Origin of the sequence: Methylobacterium komagatae, from assembly GCF_042661665.1 — a bacterium.
Classification (GTDB): Bacteria; Pseudomonadota; Alphaproteobacteria; order Rhizobiales; family Beijerinckiaceae; genus Methylobacterium; species Methylobacterium komagatae.
The window spans coordinates 2,887,358-2,913,463 of sequence record NZ_JBHSWN010000001.1; the positions used below are offsets into that span (position 1 = coordinate 2,887,358).

Sequence of the window (26,106 nt, forward strand, 5' to 3'; positions counted from 1 at the left end):
TCGATGATGCGTCGGGGGGCTAGGGCAGGTCCGGGGCGACCAGGTCCGACGCGTGCGCGCCGGCCGGGTGACCGGTCTCGGCGCGATGCCTGTCCGAACAGGCCGCGTAACCAGGGCCGAAGGCGGTCATGACGAGCTCGCGCCGCCCGTCCCCGACCTCGCGGCCAGCCAGCGTGGCCCGGCCGCCGGGCCAGACCTCGGAGTCGGGCGCGGCGCCCGGATGGGGTTCGCCGTAGCGGCGGACGCCTTCCTCGCGAATGGCCCGGCGCGCCCGCTCGCCGGCCTCCCCAGCAAGGGGAGGCCGACCCAGATCACCTGCTGCAGCCCCTCGTCGCGGCAGACCACGAGGATCACCCCGGCGGTCCCGGGGCCGATGGCCGGGGCCATGCCCTGCGGGTAGTACAGAGCCGTCAGGTTCGCCTCGCGGTCGGCCATGAGCGGGCGGGGCACGTTGGCGACAGGTCCCCACGCCAGGCCGAACGGCGCGTCGCCCGATCCCGCCGCCCCGGCCGGACCCGCCAGCGTGAGGACGGCCAGCGCGGTCGCGTAGAGGGATGTCGGGAGCATCGTCCTATTCCGCCGCCTTGAGACGGGGCCGCTCCGGCTCCAGGACCCGCGCCGCGGCCTCGGCGGTCCGGACCCGGCCGAAGCGCGCGTAGAGGGCCGGCAGGACCACCAGCGTCAGCAGGGTGGCGCTGATCAGGCCGCCGATGACCACAGTGGCGAGCGGGCGCTGGATCTCGGCGCCGGTCTCGGTGGCGATGGCCATCGGAACGAAGCCGAGCGACGCGACCAGCGCTGTCATCGCCACCGGCCGGAGCCGGGTCATGGCCCCCTCCAGAATGGCCTCCCGCTTCGGGCGGCCCTCCGCCACGAGCTGCTTGATGAAGGTCAGCATGACCAGCCCGTTGAGGACCGCCACGCCCGACAGCGCGATGAAGCCGACTGCCGCTGGCACCGACACCGGCATGCCGCGCAGCCACAAGGCGACGATACCGCCTGTGAGCGCCAGCGGCACCGCGCTGAACACCAGCAGCGCATCCCGCGGCGAGCCCAGGGCTGAATAGAGCAGCAGGAAGATCAGGAAGAAGCAGACCGGCACCACCACCATGAGCCGCTGCTTGGCCGAGGCGAGGTTCTCGAACTGCCCGCCCCAGGTCACGTAGTATCCCGGTGGCAACTGCACTTGATTCCCGACCTTGCCTTGCGCCTCCGCAACGAGCGAGCCGATATCGCGGCCACGGACATTGGCGGTGACGACCACCCGGCGCTTGCCGTTCTCACGCGAGATCTGGTTCGGCCCTTCGGTCACCGAGAAGCTCGCGACCTGCTTGAGCAGGACCGAGCTCGCCTTGCCGTTCGGGCCGGGCGGCAGCGGCACCGGGATGTTCTCCAAAGCCTCCCGGTCCTCGCGCACCTTGTCGGTCAGGCGCACGACGATGGGGAAGCGCCGGTCGCCCTCGAAGACGACGCCAGCCTCCTTGCCGCCGATGGCCGCGCCGATGACCTCCTGGATCGCCCCGGTGCTGAGGCCGTAGCGCGCCGCCTCGGGCTTGTTGATCTTGATTTCCAGGAAGGGCAGGCCCGCCGTCTGCTCGACCTTCACGTCCTCGGCGCCGTCGATGCCCTTCAGCGCCGTCGCGATCGCGTTGGCGGCCTTCAGCATCGGCTCGAATTCCTCGCCGAACACCTTGACGGCGAGGTCGCCGCGGGTGCCGGCCAGAAGCTCGTTGAAGCGGAGCTGGATCGGCTGCGAGAACTCGTAGACGTTGCCCGCCAGCGCCCCCACCGCCTTCTCGATCTGCTCCTGCAGGTCGGCCTTCGATAGGCTCGGGTCCGGCCATTCCTCCCGCAGCTTGAGCATGACGAAGGTGTCGGACGAGTTCGGCGGCATCGGGTCGGAGGCGACCTCGGCCGTGCCGGTCTTCGAGAAGACGTACGCCACCTGCGGGAACTTCGAGACCGCCTTCTCGACGTTCAATTGCATCGCCTGCGACTGGCTCAGCGAGGTCGAGGGGATGCGGGTCGCGTTGAGCGCGATGCTCTTCTCGTCGAGTTGCGGGATGAACTCGGTCCCGAGCCGGGTGAACAGGAGTCCCGCCCCGACGAGCAGCAGCAGGGCCGCCCCGATGAAGGCGAACGGACCCCGCACCGCGGCACCAAGCACCGGCCGGTAGGCCGCCTTCAGCGCCCGGATGATGAGGTTGTCCGTCTCGGTGACCTTGCCGGTGATGACGATGGCGATGAGGGCCGGCACGAAGGTCAGGGACAGCACGAAGGCCGAGACCAGCGCGATGATCACCGTCAGCGCCATCGGCTCGAACATCTTGCCCTCCACGCCCGTGAAGGTCAGGAGCGGCACGTAGACCAGGACGATGATCGCCTGCCCGTACAGGGACGGCTTGATCATCTCCTCGGCCGAGGCCTGGACGGTCCGCAGACGCTCCTCGGTGTCGAGGGTCCGCCCGAGTTCGTGCTGCCGTTCGGCGAGATGACGCAGCGCGTTTTCGGTGATGATGACGGCGCCATCGACGATCAGCCCGAAGTCGAGGGCGCCCAGGCTCATCAGGTTCGCCGAGATCCGCGCCTCGACCATCCCGGTCATGGTCATCAGCATGGCCACCGGGATCACCAGCGCCGTGATGAGAGCGGCGCGGATGTTGCCGAGCAGCAGGAACAGGATGACGATGACGAGGGCGGCGCCCTCGGACAGATTTTTGGCCACCGTCCATACGGTCGCTTCGACGAGGCGGGTCCGGTCGAGGACGGTCTGGACTTCGATTCCTGGTGGCAGGCTCTTGCGGATCTGGTCCATCCGCGCGTCGACGGCGGCGGCCACCGTGCGGCTGTTCTCGCCGATCAGCATCAGCGCAGTGCCGACGACGACCTCCCGGCCGTCCTCGCTGCCCGAGCCGGTACGAAGGTCGCGCCCGATGCGGACCTCGGCGATGTCCTTGACCCGCACCGGCACGCCGCCACGGGTCGCGACCACCACGTCGCCGATGTCGTCCATGTCCTCCAGGCGCCCGGCCGCACGCACGACGTAGCCCTCGCCGTTGTCCTCCAGGTAGCGGGCGCCCTGGTTGGCGTTGTTGCTCTCCAGCGCGCGGGCGACGTCGGCGAAGGACAGGTCGAGGGAGGCGAGCTTATTGGGGTCCGGCTGGACGTGGTACTGCTTCTCGTAGCCGCCGATGCCGTCCACCCCGGCCACACCGGGCACGGTCCTGACCTGCGGGCGGATGATCCAGTCCTGCACGGTCCGCAGGTAGGCGGTCTGCTCCAACTCGGTCCTGAGGCGCTGGCCCTCGGTGGTCAGGTAGCTACCGTCGGGTTGCCAGCCGGGCTTGCCGTCGGCCGACACCGTCCGCTCGCCGGGCTTCGCGTAGTGGATCGACCACATGTAGATCTCGCCGAGCCCGGTCGAGATCGGCCCCATGGCGGGCTCGGCGCCCGGCGGCAGGTCCCGCTTCACCTGGGACAGGCGCTCGGCGACCTGCTGGCGGGCGAAGTAGATGTCGAGCTTCTCGGCGAAGACGGCGGTGACCTGTGAGAAGCCGTTGCGCGAGAGCGAGCGGGTGTAGTCCAGCCCCTTGATGCCGGCGAGCGCGGTCTCGACCGGGTAGGTGACCTGCTTCTCGATGTCGACCGGCGACAGGGAGGGCGCGGTCGTGTTGATCTGCACTTGGTTGTTCGTGATGTCGGGCACCGCGTCGATGGGCAGCCTGGTCACCGCGTAGCCGCCGAAGGCAGCGGCCAGCAGCGACAGGAGCAGCACCAGCCAGCGCTGGTGGACAGAGACATCGAGGATCTTCGAGATCATGTCTTGCGCTCCTCAATGGCCGTGGTCGGCTTCGCTCTTTCCGAGCTCGGCCTTGAGGAGGAAGGTGTTGGCGACGGCGATGTCCTCGCCGGGTTTGAGGCCGGAGACGACCTCGAACGCGTCGTCGTCCGAGCGCCCGGCTCGACCTCGCGCTTCTCGAAACCCTCCTCGGTGCGCACGAAGACGACGCGCTTACCCTCGACGGTCTGGAGCGACGCCTTGGCGACCCGGACGGGCACCCGGTCGGTCTCGGTCTCGACCTCGGCCGTGACGTAGGTCCCCGGGCGCCACGCCATGTCCTTGTTCGGCAGCGAGACCACCACCCGGGCCGAGCGGGTCTCGGCATTCAGGAGCGGGCTGACGAACACGACCTTGCCCTGCTCGCTGCGCCCGCCGCGGGCGATCGTGACCCGCGCCCCCTCGCGCACCTCGTCGAGGTCCGAGGTCGGCACCGCGAGCTCGATCCAGACGGTCGAGAGGTCGGCCACGGTGTAGACGTCGGCCGGGTCGCCCTCCTTGCCGACGGCGGTGCCCACGTCGACCTTGCGCTCGACGATGCGGCCGGAGATCGGCGCCCGCAACTCGTACTGGCGGAGCGTCGAGGCGTTGGGCGTGGCTTCGTCGCGCTTCTGCGCGGCGGCGACCTCGGCCGCGTTCAGGCCGAGCGCCGAAAGCTTCTGCCGGGCGAGGTCGACGCGGAGCTGGTTCTCCTGGAATGTCGCCTTGGCGTTGTCGAAGGCTGCCTGGGATGCCGCCGCGGAGGCGAGCAGACGCTGCTGGCGCTCGAAGTTCACCTTCTGCAGGTCCGATTGGACCATGGCGGTGAGGTATTCGCTCTTGGCGTCCGCCACCTCGCGGCTGTCCAAAACGGCGACGACGTCCCCCTTCCGCACGTCGTCGCCGAGGCGCTTGCGCATCTCGGACACCGTGCCGACGACGCGAACCGGGACGCGCGCGATCCGGTCGGCGTCCGTCGTGATCGTGCCCGGCACGAGGATGTGTCGCGACAGCAGGCCGCCTTCAACCTTGGCCACCTTGATGTTCTGGCTCTCGATCTGCCGGGCGTTCATTTTGACGTGACCCTCCTCGCCCTCGGCCTCGGAATGGGCGTGCTCGCCGTGGGCGTGCCCGTCGCCGGCCTTGGGTTCCGCGGCCTTGGCGGGGGCCGCCGCGCCGTGGTCGTGCCCGTCGCCCACGTCGTGGCGAGGCTCCCCGGGCGACCCGGGTTCCGGCCCGGCGGCGAAGGTCAGGGCGGTCGGTGACAACCCGGCCGAGGCGAGGAGGCCGCGGACGAACCCCGACACGGAGGGGACTATGGCGCCCACGAGGACGCTGGCGGCCACCAGGGCCGCGATCAGGAAGATGCGCATGATGTCGGCTCGGCCAGGACCCGGCGCGCCGAGGGGCGCCGAACAGTCCTGCTGGATGGTGTGGGGGAACGGTCCGGAGGCGGTCAGCCCTGGGTCGACGACGCGTGCCTTCGCGGCGTCACCTCAGGTGCGGGGCGGCCTCGGCATGGGATCCGGGGAAACCGAGGACACGGCAACGGTCAGCCGGGCGTACCGCGGGCGCACGCCGTCGAAGAGCGGCTCCACCAAGGCGGTCTTGAGGGGCGCAGCCTGATGGCAGCCGCAATGGAGATGGCTGGCCAAGCCGGGATCGGACGCGTCCGCGTGGGGCGCGATGTCGACGCTCGCGAGCTCGGTGACGTGGGTTTGGCCGCCGGCGTAGTAGGCCAGGTCGTCCGCGAGACTGGCCAGGGGCGACACCAAAGACAGGGCGAGCACAAGCGCGAGCATGCGGGCAGCGAACGCCCACCATCCTCGCACCGCTCCCCGGCGGCTATGTCCGCGCCCTGAAATCATCTCCGGCCTTATGTGTGCTTCACTCCGGATTGCACCAAGCATCGACCCGTCCCGTTGAACTCGGCGTGAACAAACTTTCCACCGACGCGGGAAAGTGAAGACGATGTCTTCTCTCCGACGACCAAAAATTTCCTCGTTCGGCTCCCTGGCGAGGCGCGCCATGCTTGCTTCACAAATACCTTCCAGAGGAGCAGATCGACCGGCGCATTCCCGCCCTTCTCGGTTACGAAGCTCTTGAAGGTTGCCATTCGCTGAACGGCGGTTTCAGGGCGGGTTCAATCGGTACGGAACACCGTACCGATTTTCGGATGCAGCTTCGGAGCGGTACATTAGGACGTTCCTCGCGGGTCTAGCGTTGGTCCTTGCGTTCACGCCAATGACGGCTTCCGCGCAATACTACCAAGGTGGTTATGGCTACCGCCGACCGCACGAGCACGTCGATGTCTACCGCCACGGCGACCATGACGACGTTGTCGTCCGCCATCACCACCCGCGGAGGTACGACGACCGTGGGTTCCACGATGGGCGGCCGCATCACCATCATCATCACGACTTCGACGATTGAAGGCCTTGGGTTGGAGGTGCCCGCTCCGGCTCGCGCTGGAGCGGGCCTTCCACGGCGCGTTTGAGGGGCGGATGCGCGCTGTGAAACATGTCCCGTGCGGGCGCGGTTCACCCGAGCGCGTAGCCGATGCCTGCCGCGAGGAGGGCGAAAACGAACAGAAGGGGCAGCATCCGCATCGCGCCGTCCCCGAGGGCCCTCCACAGGACGTTACTTCTTGCCGTGGCTGTGACCGTGGGCATGGCCGTCGCCGTCAGCGTGCACGGGTTTGCCGTCGGGGCGAGTCTCCTGTGCCTCGCGGATACGCGGGTCGTCGCGATGGGCCGGACCGCCCGAGACGTTGCCGGTGTTCGGGACCGCCCGTTCGGGATTCGACGCGTTGCCGTGGCCGTCGATGGCCAGGGCGGGCGCCGCGGCCCCGGCAAGCATGCCCGCGGCAAGAATGGCAGCCATCGTAAGCTTCATTGGTTCATCTCCCGTACCCAAGCGGCGTCCGCCGCGTCGAAGACGGAGATAGCCGAGCCGGGTGTCTCTCGTTCGCCGCGTCCGTGACGAAGTGTGTCAGCCCCCGGAGCCAGCCCGTGGCAGGCGGATCGCGGCCCGCAGGCCGCCCCCGGGCCGGTTAATCAGTTCGAGGGAGCCACCGTCCGCCTCCACGGCCCGCTTGGCGATGGTCAGCCCGAGCCCCGTCCCGCCGGTGTTCCGGTTTCGCGAGCCCTCCAGCCTGACGAAAGGCTCAAAGGCGCGGGCGATTTCCGCCGGCGGGATGCCGGGACCATCGTCGTCGACCTGCAGCATCATGGCCGCATCCTCGACGCGCAAGCCGATGCGGACCCGCGTCCCGTAGCGCACGCCGTTGTCGACGAGGTTCTCCAGCGCCCGGCGAAAGGCGCTCGACCGCACCGTCGCGAGCGCTCGGGCAGGCCCCTCGAAGACAACGTCCCGGTTCGCATCCACCGAGGCGTCCGCGATGCCCATCAGGACGCTCGCCACGTTGGTGACCTGGCGCGTCTCCGGGTCGGCGTCGCCGCGAAGGTAGGCGAGCGTGGCCTCGACCATCGCCTGCATCTCGTCGAGGTCGGACGCCATGGCGCGGCGCTCGCCCTCGTCCTCGACGCGGTCGAGACGCAGGCGCAACCGCGCCATCGGCGTGCGCAGGTCGTGTGAGACGGCGGCGAGAGCCTGCGTCCGCTCGCCGACGAGGCGATGGATGCGGTCCTGCATCGCGTTGAGCGCCCGGGCGATGCCGCGCATCTCGTCGGGACCGATCTCGGGCAGCCGCACGACCGCGCCATGCCCGATCCGGCCGGTCGCCTGCGTCAGCTCGCGAAGCGGCCCGGCGATGCGATGCATCAGGACGACGGCGGCCACCCCGATGAGGATGGCCATGGCCGTCGCGAGCGACGCCCATGGGGTGACTGGGTTGAGGCTCGGCCCATGGGCCGAGCGGAACGTAAGTGCGCCACCGTCCAGGAGCGGGAACGACCCGCGCAGGTCCTGTCGGTGGAGCGGCTCGTTCGGTGCCTCCAAGGTGAGGGTCAACCCGGGGTCCAGGATCGGTTCGAGCGCCACGAGGCGGTCGCGCAAGTCCCGGAGGACGGGATCGGTCGCCGTGGCGGTCCGGGCTTGCCCGCGAGGGTCCCAGCCGATCTCGAAATGGTTCGAGGAGAGAGCCTTGGCCTCCGTCGCGCGCGCATCCGGGGGGCGCCGCAGGACCGCCTCGCGCGCCAGGACGAGCTGCCGGGCGACCTCCGTCGCGAAGGCTTCGTCGGCCGCGGCCGCTGCCGAGCGCCGATAGATCGTGAGCGCCCCGCCGTGGACGAGGAGGACCGCGAGTAGCAGCACGGCGACCGTCCGCCCTTCCAGGCTGCGGGCGAGGTCGACGAGGGCCTTCATGCCCGCTCCACCTTGGCGGCCAGCATGTAGCCGGAGCCGCGCACGGTCTTGATGACCGGGGCCACGCCCGCGGGTGGTTCGAGCTTGCGCCGGAGCCGGCTGACCAGGGTGTCGACGCTGCGGTCGGAGGGGGAGGACAGGCGCCCGCGGCTCATTTCCAGGATCTGCTCGCGGCCGAGCACCCGCCCGGGGTGTTCGATGAAGACCAGCAGCAGGTCATGCTCCGCGCCGGACAGGTCGACGGCGGCCCCCTCGGGATCGGTCAGGACGCGGCTGCGCAGGTCAAGCCGCCACCCGGCGAAGGTCATGACCTCGGCCCGCGCCGTCGCCGGCATCGGCGCGATGAAGGTCCGGCGCAGCACCGCCCGGATGCGGGCGAGGAGTTCCGGCCGGCCGAACGGCTTGGCGACGTAGTCGTCGGCCCCGAGCTCCAGCCCGAGCACCCGGTCCGCCTCCTCGTTCCGGGCGCTCAGCATGATGACGGGTACGGTGCCCCTCGCGCGAAGGGCCCTCAGCAGGTCGAACCCAGAGGCCCCGGGCAGCATGACGTCTAGCAGGACGAGGTCGACGGCGAGGCTTGGCAAGAACGACCACATCTCAGCGCCGCCGCGACAGCCCGTGACCCGGAACCCGCTTTCGCGCAGGATGCGGGTCACGAGCACGCGCATGCCGTCATCGTCCTCGACGAGGAGGACATGGGCCGCCTCGGGTGATGCATCGAGCGTGTTGTTCACCGTCAGTCCCTTCCTCTAGCCGACCATCTCGTCGAGGAGGAGCAGCAGCAGGAAGCCCGCGAAGAACATCGCCGTGACCCAGGGTCGGTCCTCGGTCGTGTGCGCCTCGACGAGAAGCTCCTCTGTGACGAGGTAGAGGAGCGCGATCAGGCCGAAGGCGAGGAAGCCGCCCTGGACGGGAGCGGGCATCGAGCCGACCGGGCCGCCCATCAAGGCCCCGAGCGGCAGGAGAAGTACGAGCCCTGCGGTCGAGCCGACCACCTTCCACTTCGACGCACCGCCCTCGCCGGCTCGTTTGCGACGGTCAGGCCCAGGAACAGCACCTCGATGGTAAGGGCGACGGTAAGCAGGATTCCGGCCTTGGCGCCCGCGGCGAAGGCGATGCCCAGGACCAAGCCGTCCACGAGGATGTCGACGCCCGTCACCGCCATCAGCCCGACCGGGCCGTTGACCCGCTTCTCAAGGTTGCGCACGGCCAGCATGGCCGCGACCCCTAGCCCCCCGCCGACGAGTGTCGCCCCGGCCGAGCCCGCATGCTTCAGATCGGGCAGGATCTCGCCCGCCGCCGCCGCGAAGACGACGCCGGCCGCGAAGTGCTGAATGGCGCTGACCAGGACGGGTCCCGGCCGCAGGTTGACCGCGACCGCGGCGCCGGCGATGGCGGCCGCGGCGGGGATCAGAGTGTAGGCCCACGCCTGCATCATGGCCTCAGACCACATGGTCCGGGGCAAGGGCGCACGCGTTGTCGGCGCTTGTTTCGACCTGCAGGGTGGTGTGGCCGATCCCGAACTTCTCCCGCAGGTCGTGTGCCGCCTGCATCAGGAAGGCGTCCCCGGGATGCCCGCCCGGAATGACGAGGTGTGACGTCAGGGCGGTCTCGGTGGTACTCATTGGCCAGATGTGGAGGTCGTGCAGCTCCGCTACTCCAGGTAGCCCCCCTAGGTGACGGCGGACGGCATCGGGATCGATACCGGGCGGCACCGCCGCGAGCGATAGCTTCAAGCTGTCATGCAGCAACCCCCAGGTGCTCCAGACGATCACGGCCACGATGCCGAGGCTGACCACCGGATCGAGCCAAGCCCAACCGGTGTAGATGATGACGAGGCCGGCGAGGACCACCCCCGCGGAGACCGCCGTGTCCGCCGCCATATGTAGGAAGGCACCCTTGATGTTGATGTCGCCCTTGGCGCCGGACGCAAACAGCCAAGCGGTCACGCCGTTGACGGCGATGCCGACCGCGGCCACCACCATCACGGTCTTGCCAGCGACCGGGGCTGGCTCGCCGAAGCGTTGGACCGCTTCCCACGCGATGGCCCCGACGGCCACGAGCAGGAACACGGCGTTGAACAGCGCCGCTAGGATCGACGAGCCCTTCATCCCGTAGGTATATCGCGACGTCGGCGCGCGCTTCGCCAAGACCGTTGCAGCCCAGGCGACGATAAGCCCGAGCACGTCAGACAGGTTGTGGCCGGCATCCGCTAGCAACGCCACTGAGTTGGCGAGCAAACCATAGGCGGCCTCAACGGCCACGAACCCGACGTTCAATGTGATGCCAAGGGCGAAGGCCTTGCCGAAGCTCGCGGGCGCATGGAGGTGACCCGGCCCATGGGCGTCTCCGCCGTGGTCATGGGAATGTCCGTGATCGGAATGGTCGTGGTGTCCCATCATCTCCGCTCCAGGTGCGGCTCGCTGCGGCCGAGGGGCAGCACGAGTCGAATGGGGCGGCTCCTACTTCCTCTAGCCGCTGGAGAAGCAAGTGAACACCTGAATGGCCACTCAGTGCTGGTCGTGCAGACACTCGCCATGGTTGGCCAGCACCTCGATGATGCGGCATTCCCGGACGGGGCCGCCCAAACATTGGTCGAGCATGGCCTGGACCTCCTGCCTGAGGCCGTTCAGCCGCGCGAGCCGATCATCGATATTTGACAAGTGTTTGCGGGCGACTGCATCGGCTTGGTCGCATGGACGCTCGGGATGAGCGGAGAGGTCAAGCAACGTCAGGATGTCTTTGACCTCGAAGCCTAACTCGCGCGCGTGTCGGATGAATTGCAGGCGACGCACGTCGGCTTCCTCGTAGGTGCGACGGTTTGCGTCGGTACGAACCGGTTTCGGTAGCAGACCCCGCTCTTCATAAAATCGGATCGTCGTCACTTTCACCGCGGTGCGCCGCGACAATTCCCCAATGGCAATGGGCTTCACGGCGCATACTCCTACGGTTGCGGGAGGAAGTAGAGCGATTTCCGAAAGGATGGAAGGTACCCGTCGTGAATGACGTAGCGATGCCGGTACGGACCGAAACTCTGCCAACTATCTTCAAAGCGTATGTCATGAGGGCGCTTCCTGCACGGCGAAGGCGAAGACCACCATGCGGCGCTGCTCGACATTCAGTGGGTGAAGGTATCAATCGTGATGGAGAGCTTCCCGTCCGGCATAATTCAGAGACCGACGTCCGCCCCATCAAAGCGGCTGTGCGCGGGCTCGGCTACTGCGCCGAGGACCCGGAGGCAGGGAAGTCGGCGAGGATCGCAAAGATTTCGTAGTGGTTTACGCGTTGTGGCATGAGGCTCCGGCGACCGACCCCTTGGCTTTTCCCTCAACTATGACGGTCGGCCCAATGTCGGTCGCCCGCCGTCCCGCCTTAGCAGCCCGGTGTGGGACGCCTTTTCGCAATGAGACGCTAATGACAATCGTCGCGGTCGGCGTGACCGTCGTCAGGTCAACCGAGGACGCAGCGACCGTCGTCTTTATATTCTCGTCGGCGAGGTGTTGGAGGGCATTGCCTCCAACCTCGCCCGGGCGAGTATCTGCAGGTTGACCGGTCTCTTCCCGGAGACGGCGCCGGAGAATTTTGGCGGTACGACCGAAGCTTTGCGCGCCGCGAGCCTGATGCCAGCAACGTCGTGATAGTGCGCCCGGGCGATCGCATTGTGTGCCCGGGGATGGTGCGGCGAGTGATGGTGATGATCGCCCGAGAAACCAGCACCAACGACTCCCGCATGATCCGACATAGTATATCAACGGGAGCGCTGGGGCAGGCCGCGCAAGGCCATTCCCGGTTGCCCGCAGGCCTTGGCGAGGGCGTCGGACCGTCCCGAGGCGAACGAGTCGTGATGGTTCAGGAACATGCCGTTTGGTCCCAGGATGTCCGGTCATCCTGCCGAAGGCATCAGGCAGCCTGCCGGTGCGGAGGGGACCCGAGGGTCCGCCGCGCCACCAAGCCCAGCGTCGAGCCCTGGACGACGATGGTGAAAAGCACCACCGCATAAGTCGCCGCCAGGATGGCCGGCTTGGCGTCGCTCGCGGGGACCGACAGGGCCAGCGCCACGGAGATGCCGCCGCGCACCCCGGCCCAGGTCAGGAACGGTACGTTGCGCGGGGAGAGGTTGCCGCCCCAGCGGAATGCGAGCAGCGGGGTCGAGACGGCGACCAAGCGGGCAAGCAGTACGATGGGAACGGCGCAGGCGGCCAGGACCAAGCCACCGACCTCGAAGCGCAGGACCAGCACCTCCAGACCGATGAGCAGGAAAAGGACCGAGTTCAGCACCTCGTCGATCAGCGTCCAGAGGGACTCGACGTAACCCTGCGTCTCGTCGCTCATCGCGTCGCGCGGCGCGCGGTCGCCGACGAGCATTCCCGCCGCGACCACCGCGAGCGGCCCGCTGAAGTGCAGCTTCTGGGCGAGCGCGTAGGTGCCGGCGACGAGCGCGAGGGTGATCAGCACCTCGACCGGGAAGTCGTCGATGGCGCGCATGGCCCGGTAGGCGACGTAGCCGGTCACCACGCCGAGGACGAGCCCGCCGCCGGCTTCCTGCAGGAGGAGGCGGGTGACGCCGCCGGCGCTCGTGGCTTCCCCGCCCGAGCCGGAGGCGAACGCGACGAGGACGGTGAACAGCACGATGCCGATGCCGTCGTTGAACAGCGCCTCGCCCTGCATCTCGACCTCAAGCGCCTCCGGCACCCGCACGTTCTTGAGGGTGGCCAGCACCGCCACGGGGTCGGTCGGGCTGATCAGCGCGCCGAACACGAGGGCCCAGGCGAGCGGGATGGGCTGGCCCAGCAGGTCGGCCGCGAACCAGAACGCGCCCCCGACGATGGCGGTGGAGATCAGCGTGCCGACCAGGGCGAGCGTCGCCACCGCCCCCGCCCGGTCGCGTAGCGCCCGCAGGTCCAGGCTCATGGCACCGGCGAACAGCAGGAAGGCCAGCATGCCGTTCATCACCACGTCGGTGAAGTCGACCTGCCCCAGGACCCGCGTCAGGTCCTGGTAGAGGTGCTGCGCGGGGAAGACGACGTCGAGCCCCACGAGGGCGAGCGAGGCGAGCAACCCCATCACCAGCAGGCCTATGGTGTGAGGCATCCTGAGGAAGCGGCGGTTGAGCCAGCCGAACAGCGCCGACAGGGTCAGCAGCAGGGCGGCGAGGTCGAAGAAGGAAATCACGGGTGTCCCCCGCCCGGGCCGCGGGAGGACGCGGGGGGCCTTTCGATGAGGTGGCTCAACGCGCTTGGACGCGTTCGGTCGCGCCGGCGGCGGAGAGGACGGCGTTCGCGGCGGCGACGTCGCCGGCTTCCCGCGGGGTCTCCGCCGCGGGTCCGTCGCCCGACCGTCGGCAAAGGCGTACGAGATAGGGGAAGTGGTCCGAGCCGAAGGCGTCGAGACGTTCGACCGAAACCGTCGCGAAGCCACCCTCGTGGAAGACGTGGTCGAGCGGCCAGCGCCACAACGACGAATGGGCGTTCCAGGTGGCGACGTAGCCTCGGTCGCGGCGTGGGTCGATCAGCCCTGACAGCCTCCTCATGCGCTCGACCGCGATCTCCCAGGGCGTGGCGTTGAGATCGCCGGCGATGACGCCCGCCTCGACCCGTTCACGCAACACGACCGCCGCCGCGTAAAGTTGGGCGTCGCGACCGCGGGCCGATTGCCAAGGCATCGGTGGCTTCGGGTGGAGGCCGATGAAGTCGACCACCTCCCCGGTTCGAAGGGTGACGCCGGTCACCACGGTCGGCGTGTCCTGCCCGGCGAGGTGGCGCACCTCACCGTTCACCAGCGGAAGGCGCGAGAGGAGGTGGATGCCGTAATACGACCCCGTGATCCGCTGCAGGGCATAGGGCATCGACGAACGCAGGGGTTTCAGGGACTCGTCCCACCAAGCGTCCGTCTCCATCGCCAGGAAGAGGTCGGGCCGCTCGCGCTCGACGGTCTCGACCAAGGGCCTTGCCTTCCGGTTGCCCAACTGCACGTTCGCGACCAGCACCGACAGCTTGCGCTCGACCGGGCAGGCGACGGCTTGCGGCGACGGGGTGGGCAGGTAAGGCCACAGAATCCAGATGTCGACGACGAGCGCGGAGGCGACCACGCCGAGTGCCGTCGCGGTCGACCCGGGGTTACGGCGTAGGAAGGGTACCAGGGCGAGAAAGGCCCCGGCCAGCGCGAAGGCGAGTGGTAGGCGCGGAAAATCCAGCAGCCGCACCGCCCACCATTCGGTCGGTACCAGCGGGATCAGGCTGGCTGCGGCGAGGACGAGGGCAAGCAGCAGGAGGCCACGGCGGGCATACGTCGTCACGACACCTCCGGTACCGGCACGTCTACCGCATGTCCTTCGGGAGATGCTTGATCGGGTCCGTCGTCCCGCTCTGGGTCTTGCCCTGGACCGTTCCGCCACCCTGCATCACGTCCGTGGACGACTGGATCGCGCTCGGTGGGGCTACTTGGCTGCCACTCCGGTCACCGACGTCGGCACCACCCTTCACCGTAGACGTCCCCGGGGGCAGCGTTCCGGCGGTCGGTTGGTCGATGGCGCTTCCGACGGTCTGCGCGAATGCCGGGGTCGAAAGGGGCATTCCCAGGGCCAGGGCGAGGGCGCCGAGGTGTCTGCCGCGCCGGTCGGCGTGTTCGTCGGAAGAACGGATCATCATCGGTCTCGGCGCTTTCGGCTGGATCGAGGGTTGTGGCGGCGTCGACCTTGAAGCTCGGACCCACGCCTTTGTTCCTGCCAGGTCGCGGATGGGGGGCGCGCAACCGGATGGTTATGGATTGAGGGGGCGGCACCGAAACGGTCGAGCCGACGACATCATGATGGGACCGAAAGACGGCCGACAGTTTTTGCTGAACGTTTCTGAAGGCCGCACGTTCTGGACCCCGAACCGCGTGGTCGGGCGGGACTCGGCGATGAGCGTCGGTCACCGAACCCGGAACCATCGCCTTTCCACCTACGGAAGAACATCATGTCGAAGCACATCCTCCTGGGCGCGCTCGCCTTGTCGTGCGTGGCGTTCCCGGCCCTCGCCCAGACGACCCCGGCGCCCGCCACCGCGATGCCGGCGGCCACCGACATGGGCACCGGAATGAAGATGGCCGACACCGCGACGGTGAAGCTCAAGTACGTGACCGTGAAGCCGGCCGACGTGATGTCGTCCAAGCTGATCGGCACGACCGTCTACAACAACAAGAACGAGAGCGTCGGCGAGGTCGAGGATCTCGTGATCGAGAACGGCAAGACGGTGACCGGCGTCGTCGTCAGCGTCGGAGGCTTCCTCGGCATGGGCGAGAGCTACGTCGTCCTCGACCCGTCGACGCTGGCCATCAGCGACAAGGACGGCAAGTGGGCCGTCCACGCCGACACCGACAAGGACACGCTGAAGAACGCACCGAAGTTCACCTATTCGAAGAAGAAGAGCTGAACCCGCCCGGCAAAGGAAACCCGATCATGAAGAACACCCTTTTCGCCTCGGCGCTCCTGGCCGGCCTGGGCCTCGCCGCCTCGACCATGCCTTCGATCGCACTGCCCATGAACGCCGCAGGTGTGACCGCCCCGGCGAACGCCGACCTCGTGCAGGTGCGCATGCATCGCCGCCACCGGATGCGCCAGGGTTCGGCCAGCCGTGGCAATGCCGCGATGCCGTCGCGCGGAGCCCGCGGCCAGCAGTATGGCGGGACCACAGGCGGTCCCCTCCGCTAAACCCTCGATCCGAGCGGCCCAGGGGGATCGAACGGACCCCTGGGCCGCCGACGGTATCCACTGAAGATTTTCCGATCACTCCGCCAGGGTAGGGAGATACGGCGACGTCCGGTTCGCGTGCCGTCGGGTTTTGACGCCTCGTCATCAGGGCTTCCGGACGGTAAGGTCCGGTCGGGGTCCGGTCGGGGTCCGGGAGGCGCGGGACCGAGTTCGGTGAGAGGGATGCAGCGCCGCCTGTCCGTCGTGTGCCTGCTGTATGCCTTGCTTCCGGCGACCGGACTTGCGGCACCGGACGACCCTCGCTCTAGTAGTCTCGACGCCGGCGACGCACGCGAATTGCCGGCCGAGGCGACCTTCTCGGATACGCCCTACAATGCCCGCGGGGCGCCGTCGGTGGCCACCTCGCTCGGCCCATACGCCGACCCGGGGGGCATGCGCGCGTTCCTGGCGCGCCACGGGATAACTTACACGCTCGACTACATCGGCGAGGTGCTCGGCAATGCCTCCGGTGGGGTGAAGCGCGGCGTCCTCTATGAGGGACGGCTCGACCTGCAGGTCACAGCCGACCTGGAGCGGCTGGTCGGCCTGGACCGAACGGTGCTGCATGCCAACGGCTACCAGATCCACGGGCGCGGCCTGTCGACCTTCCACCTCGACAACCTTTTGGTGGTGTCGGGCATCGAGGCCCTCGCCTCGACCCGCCTGTTCGAGGTCTACGTAGAACACAAGTTCCCCGGCGACGCCGGTTCCGTGCGCGTCGGGCAACTCGCGGCGGACTCCGAGTTCCTGCGCAGCCGATACGCCGGCCTGTTCGTCAACGCGACTTTCTCCTGGCCCGGCATCACCAGCGCCAACCTTCCGAGTGGTGGGCCGGCCTTCGTGCTCGCCACCCCCGGCGCACGCGTCGAGTGGCGGCCGAGCGAAACCTTCCGGATGCGCGCGGCGGTGTTCAACGGCAATCCCGCCGGCAGCGGCATCGGCGAGCCCCAGCGCATCGACGCCACGGGCCTGGCCTTCCGTGTGCAGGACCCGCCGTTCGCCATCGCGGAGGCAGTGCTCGACTATGGCAAGGCCGCGGACCACCTGCCGGGGACGGCCAAGATCGGCGCCTGGACACATTCCGGTCGTTTCAACGACCTGCGCTTCGGCCCGGACGGTTTGTCGCTCGCCGACCCCGCGGGGACGGGCGTACCGCGACGCCTGCGTGGCGACGGCGGCATGTACCTGATCCTCGACCAACTGGTGTACCGCCCGCCCGACCGGCCGGACGCGGGCGTCGGGGTGTTCGGCCGCGTGTCGCTCAGCCCGTCCGACCGCAACCTTATCGACCTGTACGCCGACGCGGGCGTCAGCGTCAGCGGTCTGGTGCCGGGCCGACCCTTCGACACGTTCGGGGCGGCGGTCGCCTACGCCCGGATCTCGGGCCCAGCCGTCGCCCTCGACAGGGACGTGGCGCGGTTCCTTGGACAAGCCTACCCCGTCCGCTCCTCGGAAATCGCCCTGGAGGCGACCTACCAGGCCCGGATCGTGCCGGGGTGGGTACTGCAGCCGACCGTCCAGTACATCGTCCGCCCGGGCGGCGGCATCCAGGACCCGTTCGCGCCGGGATTCGCGCGGATCGGCGATGCCCTCGTCATGGGGTTGCGTACGACCGTCCGCTACTGACCCGGCACCTGCGGACCGGGTGGGGTTGCATCGGGAACCTTGCCCCGGCCCCCACGGTCGGCCAGTCGCACCGGCGGCAGCCCGACGATGTCGTAGGTTGCCGAGGCGATGCCGATCCCGGCCGCGTCGAAGCCCGCCAGGATGTCCCGGCTCATCGCGTCCTTGGTCCCCCGGATCTGGTGGGTGCCGAGGATGAAGCGGACGCTGAGTTCGAGCCAGTTGTCCGTGATGCGCCAGAACACCCGAGGTTCGAGGTCGAGTGGCTCGACGCCGAACCGTGCCTCCAGCCGTGCCTTCGCATCGGCGGCCATCATGGCTGGGTCGATGGCATGCCGGCGCGCGGCGTCGAGGAGGATGGCCTCGGCCCTGGCCCGGTCGTCCGAGTAGCTGACCGGGATGGCGATCTCCTCCCAGATGAAGGGGAAGTCGCGGGTGTAGTTGTAGACCGGGTCGGAGAAGATCTTCGCGTTGCTCACGGTCACGATGCGCCCTGTGAACTGGCGGCTGCGCACCCACATCGCGGGCTCGGCGCCCTGGACGGAGGGTGGCTGGCCCATCTCCATGATCGTCGTCTGGATGAAGCCCAGGCGCATGACGTCACCGCGTACGCCGCCCATCGAGATGCGGTCGCCCACCGTGAAGGTCGCGCCGCGCAGGATGACGAAGTAGCCGGCGAGCGAGGTGATCACCTGCTGCAGGGCGAAGGCCAGCCCCGCCGAGACGAGGCCGAAGGCGGTGGCAAGCCGGGTCGGGTCGTCGAACCAGATCGACATCAGGCCGAGGATGAGCAGGGCGGCCGCGAGGAGGCTGACGCCCTGGCGCGTCCAGAACCGCGTCTGTACGCTGGCATGGTCCGAACGCGACAGCACCAGCCCGACGAGGGCCCGCAGCCCGAGGCTACCGCCGACGATGACCGCGATGAACACGACGGACAGGATGAGCTTGCGTCCGTTCTCGGCGTTCACGCCGACCCAATCGATCCCGAAGAAGTGCAACGCGCTGGCCTCCATCAACAGTCGTCATGATTGCCGTCCCACGGACGGCGGGTAGGCATCGCTCCCGCCCGGACCGAGCCATCCGGTCCGAACGAGCGAAGCGGGAAGTCCGTGCCCCGGGGTTCAGGTCACGTTCGCCGGGGTGACGGCCACGGCCTCGACCGCCCCGGCATCGGCGATGGCCAGTTTGCCCCGCACGGTGAGGTCGCTGACGAAGGCGAACTGGTCGCGCATATCGAAGGGGTAGGCCCGGAGCTTGTAATGCGTTCCCCACGGCTCCTCGTGCAGGACCACCCGGACCGGCTTGGCGTAGCTGAGGTACGGGCTGGTCAACGCCACGTCCTCCAGCAGCGAACGGACGAGGGCCGCGTCGTGGCGCGGCAGCAGGTAGAAGTCGGCGACGCACTGGAGGGTCTGGGCGCCGTCGTTCGAGTTGGTCACCCGGTCCGACCAGATGACCGAATGGGGCACGGTCACCGCGTTGTCGTCGGGCGTCTGGAGCACGATGGCGCGCAGGCCGACGTCGCGCACCTCTCCGTAGTCCGATCCGACCTTGACCCAGTCCCCGGGGCGATAGGGCCGCTCGACGAGCGCCACCACCCCGGCGATCAGGCTGCTGACATAGTCCTTGAACGCGAAGCCGATGGCCACGCTCGCCGCACCGGCGATGACGACGAAGTTCTGCAGCGTGACGTTGAAGACCAGCGGGACGATCCAGGCGACCGCGAACACCATCAGGGCGAGCCTGGCGATGGGAACGGCGGCCAGCAGGTAAAGTCGAAGCCGGCTCGGCCCGCGCTCGGCGAGGTACGGGAAGGTTGCCCGCACCAGCCAGATCGCCGCCCAGGTGCCCGCGACGATCAGGCCGATCTCCCAGAACCGGATGTCCTGGAGGTTATGGACCAGTTGCATGCTGCCCGCCTGGGCGTCACCCGCCGTCGCCATGCCGTTCCCCGCTCAGACCCGACCCATCGGGAAGCCCGCGGCTTCCAACCCGTCCCGGATCGCCGGGTAGGCTGCCGCTCGACAGACGAGGTACTCGCCCCGCCGTTCCACGAACCCCGACCTGACCAGCACCGGGATCATGTCGAATCCCCCCACCCCGGGGAGAACGAGCGCGAGTTCAGCCGCCGTCAGTGCCCCGTGGACCAACAGCGCGTGCAGGACGTGCAGCGTCGCGTCGTCGCCGGTCCCCGGCAGCAGGTACTCGTCGAGCGCCGCCACCCACATCGTTTGTTCGCTGGCATCGCCATCCGTGACGACCGCCCGCGCGTCATCCGCGACGGTCTCGTCATCGCCCGTGCGCAGGCTGCGGCGCCAAAGGTGCCACGCGACCCACGGAATGCCGAGACTTCGCCCGGCGAGCCTGCGCAGGTAATCGCTGCGCGGCGTGTCCTGTTCATCCACGGCGAGGACGTCCTCGCCGGTCGAGGGCAGCCGGAACCGCATGGAGCCGGTCGCCTCGGCCTTGGCAAGGCTGACGAACCATCCGTGCAGCCTCGCGGCGTCGAACGGTCGGACGGTGACAGGGTCGGGCAGCAGCGCGCCCGCGCCGGCCGACTTGGCGAGGAACGCCCACGCCCAACCGTTGCAGCCCACGACCACGGGGCGGTCCACCGCGTCCAGGGCGGACAGCAGCGCCCGGACGGTGCGCAAGCCGTCGCGGTGGCGCAGGAACCAGTCCTCCAGTCGGGGAACGACCAGGATGCCGGTTCCCCCGAGGTCGGGCCGGACGGTCTCTTCCGGGGCAACGAGATCCTGTCGCGACGGCGGCGGCAGCACTTGGTGACCCGCCTGCCGGGCCCAGGTCTCAACCACCGCGTTCTCGTCGCAGGGTGGCAGCACGACGGTCAGGATGTGCGGGGCTGAAGGCAGGGTCGCCAGCCATGCCTCGACCGTCGCGTCGATCTCGGCGAGGACCGTGCCGCAGGCGGGAGGGGCGACGACCTCGTCGAGCCGGCGCAGGGTCGCACGGTGGAGCTTGTCGTCGGCGATGAACGGCTCGGACTTCTTACGTTGGAACAACGCCAGTAGCCGGCCGACGTAGCGACGGGCGGCCTCTTCCCGCGGGAGTTGGGGCCGTTCGGCGTCCTCAAGGGGTATAAGGTGCTCCGCCTCCTCCGCATCCACTATACGTCCGACCCTCCTTGCCGAGGCCGGACAACGCGAACGCTTGCGGTTCGTTGCGGCGGGGAACTAACGGTATCGGCATTCACTCGACGTGGTGCCTTACGTCCGTGGTACGTGGACCTCGCTACGGTCGATCTGGCGGAGCACCCGGTGCAAGTCGAAGGGCTTGGGCAGGAAGGTGGCCCGGGCAGGCAGTGCCTCGCGGGTGACCGGCGCCTGATCCGAGACCACGAACAAGAGCGTGGGGGGAAACCGCTCGCGCACGTAATGGGCTAGCTTCAGGCCGTCCATGTCGCCCGGCATCTGCACGTCGGTCAGCACGACGCGGATCTCCCCGTGCCGGTCGAGGATTGCGATGGCCTCCTCGGAATTCCCGGCCTCGAACACCCGCCATCCCCGCTCCTCGAAGAAGTCGACGATGTCGAAGCGCAGTAGCGCCTCGTCCTCGACCACGAGGACCGTCTTCGATCCGATAGGCGTGCTCTGACCCACCGCTACGCGTTCTCCTCGACGAGGACCGCGTCACAGGCGCGTGCCTCCAGCGTGAACCTCAAGCCCTCCGGGTGGAATTCGGTTGCCGCCGTTCCCCCGAAATACGAACGCAGCGAGCGGTCGATCAGGGTCGAACCGAACCCGCGCCGCGTCGGCTCCGAGACCTGCGGCCCGCCGTGCTCACGCCAAGCCAGCTTGAACCTGGCTACCGGTCCCGTCCCGTCAACCCGCCAGGACAGGTCGACGCGCCCCGAATCGTTCGACAAGGCGCCATACTTGGCCGCGTTGGTGGCGAGTTCATGCAGTGCGAGGGCCAGGGCCACGGCCACCTGGGGCTGCAAGGCGACCGGAGGTCCGTCGAGGAGGATGCGTGTCCCGAGCTCGCCGTGGGGTGCCAGGGCGTGTTCCGCAAGCACCCGAAGGTCTGCCGAGCGCCAGGAGCCGCCCGTCAGCACGTCGGTGGCCGCCCCCAGCGCCACGAGGCGCGCGGACAGGCTTTGGCTGGCGGACGGTATGTCGACGGCGTTGCGCAAGGTCTGGTGCGCGACCGACTGCACGACGGCCAGCACGTTCTTCAGCCGGTGCGCCAGTTCGCCGTTCATCATCCGCATGTCGTCCTCGGCCCGCTTGCGGGCCCGGAAGTCGCGGGTGACTGTGCCGTAGCCGAGCGTCCTGCCGTCGGGGTCGGTGACGGGGAAGACCGAGTAGAGGACGGGGATGAGCTCGCCCGTCCCGAAATGGCGGAAGCGCAGTTCGCCGGCCCAGTGACCATCCCGCTGCACCGCCGGTAGGACCTCCCCGGCCACCGCGGCGGCATCCTCGGGCGGGAAGAAATCCGGGATGGCGATTGTCGTGACGTCCGCCGCCTCCAAACCGACGAGCCGCCGTGCGGCGTCGTTCATGTAGAACACGCGTCCGTCGACGTGGGCCATGCCGATGAAGTCGGTGCTGTTCTCGGCCAGCCGGACGAAGCGGTCGCGCTCCTCCTCGCTCTCGCGCAACGCGGTGATGTCGCGCGAGACGGACAGGATGCGTTGCGGTTTCGCGTCCCGGCCGGGGATGGGGCTGACCGCGACGTGCCACCACTTCGGCGTGCCCATCATGGTGCTGGCACAACCCACGAAGCTGGCCGACCGCCCCTCGCGCGCGCCCTGCACCGCCGCGACCGCCTCGGCATGGCCGCTACCGGCCCAAAAGTCGGGCCAGGGGCAGCCGGAAATGGCATTGAAGTCGCTGACCTCCATCACCCGCTGGCCGCCCTCGCTCATGAAGGTCAGTTTGCCGTCCAGGTCGAGCACCTTGATGCAATCGGTCGAGCTCCCCAACACGCCAGCGAGGAAACCCTCGCGCTCAGCCGCGTCCGCGGCGGCCCGCACCAAGTTTTCCCGTGCGGCATCCGAGTCCCGCAATGCCTGCCTGAGGGCGACGACGACCCCGACGAGCCCGGACGTGGTCGCGGCGTAGATCCCGGACGCGGCCCACTGTGTCGGCGAGAGAATGCCGACCGGGGGAACGTCGAGGAGCACGAAGCCGGCGCAGAGGGTCGAGAGGAGCGTCGCCCACATCCCGGCTCCGCCACCGAGAAGCAGGGTGACCGCCACGATGGCGGGGGTGAACAGGAACCAAGGCGCGAACTCGGCGAACAACGCGTAGCGCAATAGTGCGACGGCGAGGACTGCCGCGGTGGCAATGCCGTACCTCGGAAAGACCGGGGGTGGGCTGGCGACGACGCCGGCGCGGAGGTGGGAGAGGACGAGGGCCGAAATGGTCGTGTTCCCGCAGGGGCACGACGAAAGGCGCCGGGCAAATCTCAAAGCGGCAATGATTGTGACATAGCAAAGGCCGGGAGATGTCCTTTCGTAGTAGGCGGATAAGGCACGCTGGATTCCTTGCGCATGCGAGGTTCGGTGGAAGCCAAACGATTGACCCCGTGGGGAGCCGGTCCCTGCGGACGATGTCGCAGCCCCGACCCGTTCGGGTGCGGCGTTCACCTCGCCGCGGCGACCGGAACCGTGCCTTCCGGATGTATCGCGGGTGCCAGACGGTTGCCCGCGCTGATCGGGATCTCAACTCCTTGGCGTCCCGAGGCACGGGAGAAGCGTCGGATATCGTCGTTCGACGGCGGACCGGTGGCTCGCGGACATAGGTAGCAAGATCGGCTCGTGCTCCAACGTACCGGCTCTCGAACGTGCCGTTACGACTTCCTATAGAACTTGAAGGCGACGGCGGATCTCGGCCCTGTGTCGGGAACGGGTGGATTTCGGCCAGTGTGCTTCAGAGTAGAAAAGGCGATGAAGCGGACATCGCTCGGCGCGCTTTCATGATGCCGGGCTGACTTCGAACGCAGCTCCAGGCCCGAGGGTCTCGGCGGCTATGGCTTGGGATATGACGCGCTTTGAGGGGGTAGCTGGCCAAGTAACGGGCGCGCTCCCATAGATCGATGCCATGGCCATTGGGGAGCGTCGAGGCGATGGCCTTCGCTTCATCATCACTTTGCGCCTGGATCGTGTAGCTCTCTCCCACCTTCCCATCTCCGCTGAGGCTGAATACACGGTACATCCGGGCACCCAGTGCAGGCTCATCGATACTGGTTGGCGAGCCTGACACGCGATGATTGGTCCAGTGCGGGCGGGATCATGTGGATGATCGCCTCCGAGCGTTGCAGACGCCTACGCCAGCGGATCGAGGGGTTGAGAGGCACCAGCGCAGGCGTTACCGACGAAATCGGCAAAATCGAATTGGCACAACCGATTGGTTGATGCACATCACAAGATTGCGCAGGTCCTACTGCTCACTGTGATTGCTCAGGATGTCTGGCCGTTCGCTTTCGGACGGCAGAGCATCGAAGCGGACCTCGCGATGTCAGATCCGTCCTCCGAGCGATGAGGGATTGTCCCGGGTGCGGCAGGCTGGTTGGGCCGCTCACCGTCCCGGATCCGCTCGGAACGATCCACTGCCTTCAGGACATCCAGGATCCTGACATGCGCACGCCACGCGCAGCTCTAGATTATCCTTTCGTGCCGGCACCTCGCAGGTCAGCAAATGGATCAACAGATGCTCCAGCGGTCCAGCCTGATAGGGTTTCTGCAAAACCGGCACCTTCCGGTAGGCCCCCTCCAGCCCCTGCCGACCGTAGCCGGTGGCAAACAGGAATGGCGTACAACGCTCGAATAGCAGGTCGGCAACGGGATAGCTGCGCGCGTCGCCCAGGTTGACGTCCAGAACGGCCAGATCGAACGGCTCGCTGGAGGCATACGCGAGTGCCTTGTCGAGGCGCATCGCCAGCACAACCTCACATCCGAGATCGAGCAGCATATCCTCGACGTTCATAGCGACGAGGCTCTCGTCCTCGACGAGCAACACCCGGCGTCCCGCCAACGAACTCATCGGGCGGCCTGCTCTTTCACCGTCTCCTGACCGATCCAGCCCAAAGGCGTGAGTGGAATGTCAAGAACGCAAATCACTCCACCCGGCGCATAGGTGATCGTGGCGCTGCCGTCGAACTCCATCGGCAACTGCCGTTCGATCAGACGAGAGCCGAACCCCTTGTGGGTCGGCGGCACTACGGACGGGCCGTCCAGCTCTTCCCAGCGCAGGTCGAGTTGCTGACGGCTGTCCTCCTGGTCGTGCAGAGACCACGTCACGACCACGCGACCCGCAGCCACCGACAGGGCTCCGTACTTGGTGGCATTCGTCATCAGCTCGTGCAACGCCATCGCCAATGTCACCGCCACCTTCGGATGCAACCGCGTGTCCGGTCCCTCCAGGCGGAAGCGGTTGACGTCGATCTCGGCCAGACGGTGGGGGGCCAGCGCACGCTCGATCACGCTGCGAAGGCTGGCGCTTTCCCAGTTGTCCTCGACCAGCACGTTATGGGCGGTCGACAAGGCAGCCATCCGGGCATCGAACACGGCGCGGGCGGCCTGATCGGTCTGCCCGCGGAAGGTCTGCGCGGCGATCGACTGCACCGTCGCCAGTGTATTTTTGACGCGGTGATTCAGCTCGTTGATCAGCAGGTGCTGACGCTGGGCCGCGGCCTTCTCCTCACTGATGTCCCGCACCTCGATGATCGTGCCGATGATGTTGGCGGCATCGTCCCGGATCGGGCTGGCGGTGAAGCCAACGGGATAGAAATGCCCGTTCCGGTGAACGAACACTTCCTCGCCACGCTCCTGGTTGTTCTCGGGGAAAGCACGGTCGATCGCGCACTCGGCCAGCGGGAACGGCCGTCCGTCCGGGTAGGTGTGATGGACGATGTCGTGCAGTGGGCAGTCGCGTGCGAGGACCTCGCCCAGCGTCCAGCCGGTCAGCAGCTCAGCGGCGCGGTTCATGTAGATGCAGTGCTGACGGTCATCCATCAAAAAGATTGAGACCGACGCGTTGTCGAGAACGGCATTGAGGCGCCGTTCAGTCTCGAAGAGCTGGTCGGCACCGCGCCTGAGGCTCGCGAGAGGGGTGCTGGCGGCGGGGGCAGATTGAAGCGGCTGCCGCGAATTCGACACTGAAGCGACCCTTGGAGGTAGGTTTGGTCCGGGCTTTGGAAGATGGCACCGACGAACCGCCGGGTCGGATCGTGTTTACAAAATACCACCGCCCAGCTCGCGACGTGGACGGACAAATGCATGATTCATGACAGTTGTTCCCGTCGAAGTCTGCGGCATGGACGGGGATTGAACGCGCGCAATCGTCCGTCTATCGGCGGCGTCCGTCGTACCCTCCCGCGGCCTCCATGATAATATCCCGACAGCAACGACTCGCTATCACAGTGGCCATCATCGCCGCGGAAGCACGGGCGGGGGCCCATGCGCACGCGCTGATCGAACAGTCTATGTCCCGATCTGCAATCGACGGAGCCTATCGAGCGCTCCGGCGCGAGATGGACGTTCTGGCGGCGTTACGCGTCCACGCGTGCGCGCTCGATGATGGCGATCGCCGCGGCTCGGATGAGTAAGCCCGGGCAATCGCTCGGACCGATCCGGTGCATGGGATCT

General features: G+C 68.0%; 21 protein-coding genes and 3 pseudogenes. 3 read left to right on the forward strand and 21 right to left on the reverse strand.

All coding sequences use genetic code 11. The annotated features are described in order from the left end of the window. Positions 1-19 precede the first annotated feature (19 nt). From ACFQE0_RS14290 to ACFQE0_RS14355, 14 genes and pseudogenes are all read right to left on the reverse strand, one after another. Positions 20-567: pseudogene (locus ACFQE0_RS14290) on the reverse strand (threonyl-trna synthetase). 4 nt (positions 568-571) lie between these two features. After that, positions 572-3,820 (reverse strand): efflux RND transporter permease subunit, encoded by a 3,249-nt coding sequence (locus ACFQE0_RS14295; RefSeq protein WP_378970719.1) that lies wholly within the window; start codon positions 3,818-3,820, stop codon positions 572-574. 12 nt (positions 3,821-3,832) lie between these two features. Further along, positions 3,833-5,190 (reverse strand): annotated as a pseudogene (locus ACFQE0_RS14300) (efflux RND transporter periplasmic adaptor subunit). A 123-nt stretch (positions 5,191-5,313) separates the two neighbouring features. After that, complete coding sequence (locus ACFQE0_RS14305; RefSeq protein WP_378970721.1) at positions 5,314-5,619, reverse strand: hypothetical protein; 306 nt, start codon at positions 5,617-5,619, stop codon at positions 5,314-5,316. Between the two features lie 415 nt (positions 5,620-6,034). After that, a complete protein-coding gene (locus tag ACFQE0_RS14310) occupies positions 6,035-6,232 on the reverse strand; it encodes a hypothetical protein (RefSeq protein ID WP_378970723.1) in 198 nt (65 codons plus the stop codon). Between the two features lie 225 nt (positions 6,233-6,457). Then, positions 6,458-6,712 (reverse strand): hypothetical protein, encoded by a 255-nt coding sequence (locus tag ACFQE0_RS14315; protein ID WP_378970725.1) that lies wholly within the window; start codon positions 6,710-6,712, stop codon positions 6,458-6,460. Positions 6,713-6,808: 96 nt separating this feature from the next. After that, the gene (locus ACFQE0_RS14320; RefSeq protein ID WP_378970727.1) at positions 6,809-8,143 is read right to left on the reverse strand and encodes an ATP-binding protein; all 1,335 of its coding nucleotides are present in this window, start codon (positions 8,141-8,143) and stop codon (positions 6,809-6,811) included. Beyond that, the gene (locus ACFQE0_RS14325) at positions 8,140-8,877 is read right to left on the reverse strand and encodes a response regulator transcription factor (protein WP_378970729.1); all 738 of its coding nucleotides are present in this window, start codon (positions 8,875-8,877) and stop codon (positions 8,140-8,142) included. The genes ACFQE0_RS14320 and ACFQE0_RS14325 overlap by 4 nt, the downstream gene beginning before the upstream one ends. Before the next feature lie 15 nt (positions 8,878-8,892). After that, positions 8,893-9,578: pseudogene (locus ACFQE0_RS14330) on the reverse strand (ZIP family metal transporter). A 7-nt stretch (positions 9,579-9,585) separates the two neighbouring features. Then, positions 9,586-10,545, reverse strand: coding sequence for a cation diffusion facilitator family transporter (locus ACFQE0_RS14335; protein ID WP_378970731.1), 960 nt, complete (start codon positions 10,543-10,545; stop codon positions 9,586-9,588). A 108-nt stretch (positions 10,546-10,653) separates the two neighbouring features. Next, positions 10,654-11,076 carry a MerR family transcriptional regulator gene (locus tag ACFQE0_RS14340; RefSeq protein ID WP_378970734.1) on the reverse strand — a complete coding sequence of 141 codons (423 nt, stop codon included), beginning with the start codon at positions 11,074-11,076 and terminating at the stop codon, positions 10,654-10,656. 967 nt (positions 11,077-12,043) lie between these two features. Beyond that, the gene (locus ACFQE0_RS14345) at positions 12,044-13,315 is read right to left on the reverse strand and encodes a cation:proton antiporter (RefSeq protein ID WP_378970736.1); all 1,272 of its coding nucleotides are present in this window, start codon (positions 13,313-13,315) and stop codon (positions 12,044-12,046) included. Positions 13,316-13,370: 55 nt separating this feature from the next. Beyond that, positions 13,371-14,438: an endonuclease/exonuclease/phosphatase family protein gene (locus ACFQE0_RS14350; RefSeq protein WP_378970738.1), complete on the reverse strand. Its 1,068-nt coding sequence runs from the start codon at positions 14,436-14,438 to the stop codon at positions 13,371-13,373. 22 nt (positions 14,439-14,460) lie between these two features. Then, complete coding sequence (locus tag ACFQE0_RS14355) at positions 14,461-14,790, reverse strand: hypothetical protein (protein ID WP_378970741.1); 330 nt, start codon at positions 14,788-14,790, stop codon at positions 14,461-14,463. Positions 14,791-15,099: 309 nt separating this feature from the next. Here ACFQE0_RS14355 and ACFQE0_RS14360 point away from each other — a divergent pair, with 309 nt between their 5' ends. The 3 genes from ACFQE0_RS14360 (at position 15,100) to ACFQE0_RS14370 (ending at position 17,498) form a co-directional block, all read left to right on the forward strand. Beyond that, entirely contained in the window at positions 15,100-15,555 is a 456-nt protein-coding gene (locus tag ACFQE0_RS14360) for a PRC-barrel domain-containing protein (protein WP_378970743.1), read from the forward strand. A 26-nt stretch (positions 15,556-15,581) separates the two neighbouring features. Continuing rightward, positions 15,582-15,833, forward strand: coding sequence for a hypothetical protein (locus ACFQE0_RS14365; RefSeq protein ID WP_378970745.1), 252 nt, complete (start codon positions 15,582-15,584; stop codon positions 15,831-15,833). Positions 15,834-16,055: 222 nt separating this feature from the next. Continuing rightward, positions 16,056-17,498 (forward strand): carbohydrate porin, encoded by a 1,443-nt coding sequence (locus ACFQE0_RS14370; protein WP_378970747.1) that lies wholly within the window; start codon positions 16,056-16,058, stop codon positions 17,496-17,498. Here ACFQE0_RS14370 and ACFQE0_RS14375 read toward each other — a convergent pair. The 7 genes from ACFQE0_RS14375 to ACFQE0_RS14405 all read right to left on the reverse strand — a co-directional run bounded on the left by ACFQE0_RS14375 (position 17,492) and on the right by ACFQE0_RS14405 (position 25,617). Beyond that, positions 17,492-18,508 (reverse strand): mechanosensitive ion channel family protein, encoded by a 1,017-nt coding sequence (locus tag ACFQE0_RS14375; RefSeq protein ID WP_378975480.1) that lies wholly within the window; start codon positions 18,506-18,508, stop codon positions 17,492-17,494. The two genes, ACFQE0_RS14370 and ACFQE0_RS14375, sit on opposite strands and share 7 nt — an antisense overlap. 108 nt (positions 18,509-18,616) lie before the next feature. Continuing rightward, on the reverse strand, positions 18,617-19,438 hold the full coding sequence (locus tag ACFQE0_RS14380; RefSeq protein WP_378970750.1) for a mechanosensitive ion channel family protein: 822 nt from the start codon (positions 19,436-19,438) through the stop codon (positions 18,617-18,619). A 12-nt stretch (positions 19,439-19,450) separates the two neighbouring features. Continuing rightward, entirely contained in the window at positions 19,451-20,518 is a 1,068-nt protein-coding gene (locus ACFQE0_RS14385) for a hypothetical protein (protein WP_378970753.1), read from the reverse strand. Positions 20,519-20,722: 204 nt separating this feature from the next. Then, the gene (locus tag ACFQE0_RS14390) at positions 20,723-21,115 is read right to left on the reverse strand and encodes a response regulator (RefSeq protein WP_378970755.1); all 393 of its coding nucleotides are present in this window, start codon (positions 21,113-21,115) and stop codon (positions 20,723-20,725) included. Between the two features lie 2 nt (positions 21,116-21,117). Then, positions 21,118-22,761, reverse strand: a complete 1,644-nt coding sequence (locus tag ACFQE0_RS14395; protein ID WP_378970757.1) for a PAS domain-containing protein — start codon at positions 22,759-22,761, stop codon at positions 21,118-21,120. A 1,276-nt stretch (positions 22,762-24,037) separates the two neighbouring features. Next, on the reverse strand, positions 24,038-24,478 hold the full coding sequence (locus ACFQE0_RS14400) for a response regulator (RefSeq protein WP_378970760.1): 441 nt from the start codon (positions 24,476-24,478) through the stop codon (positions 24,038-24,040). A gap of 20 nt (positions 24,479-24,498) precedes the next feature. Then, on the reverse strand, positions 24,499-25,617 hold the full coding sequence (locus ACFQE0_RS14405) for a sensor histidine kinase (protein ID WP_378970762.1): 1,119 nt from the start codon (positions 25,615-25,617) through the stop codon (positions 24,499-24,501). Positions 25,618-26,106 lie beyond the last annotated feature (489 nt).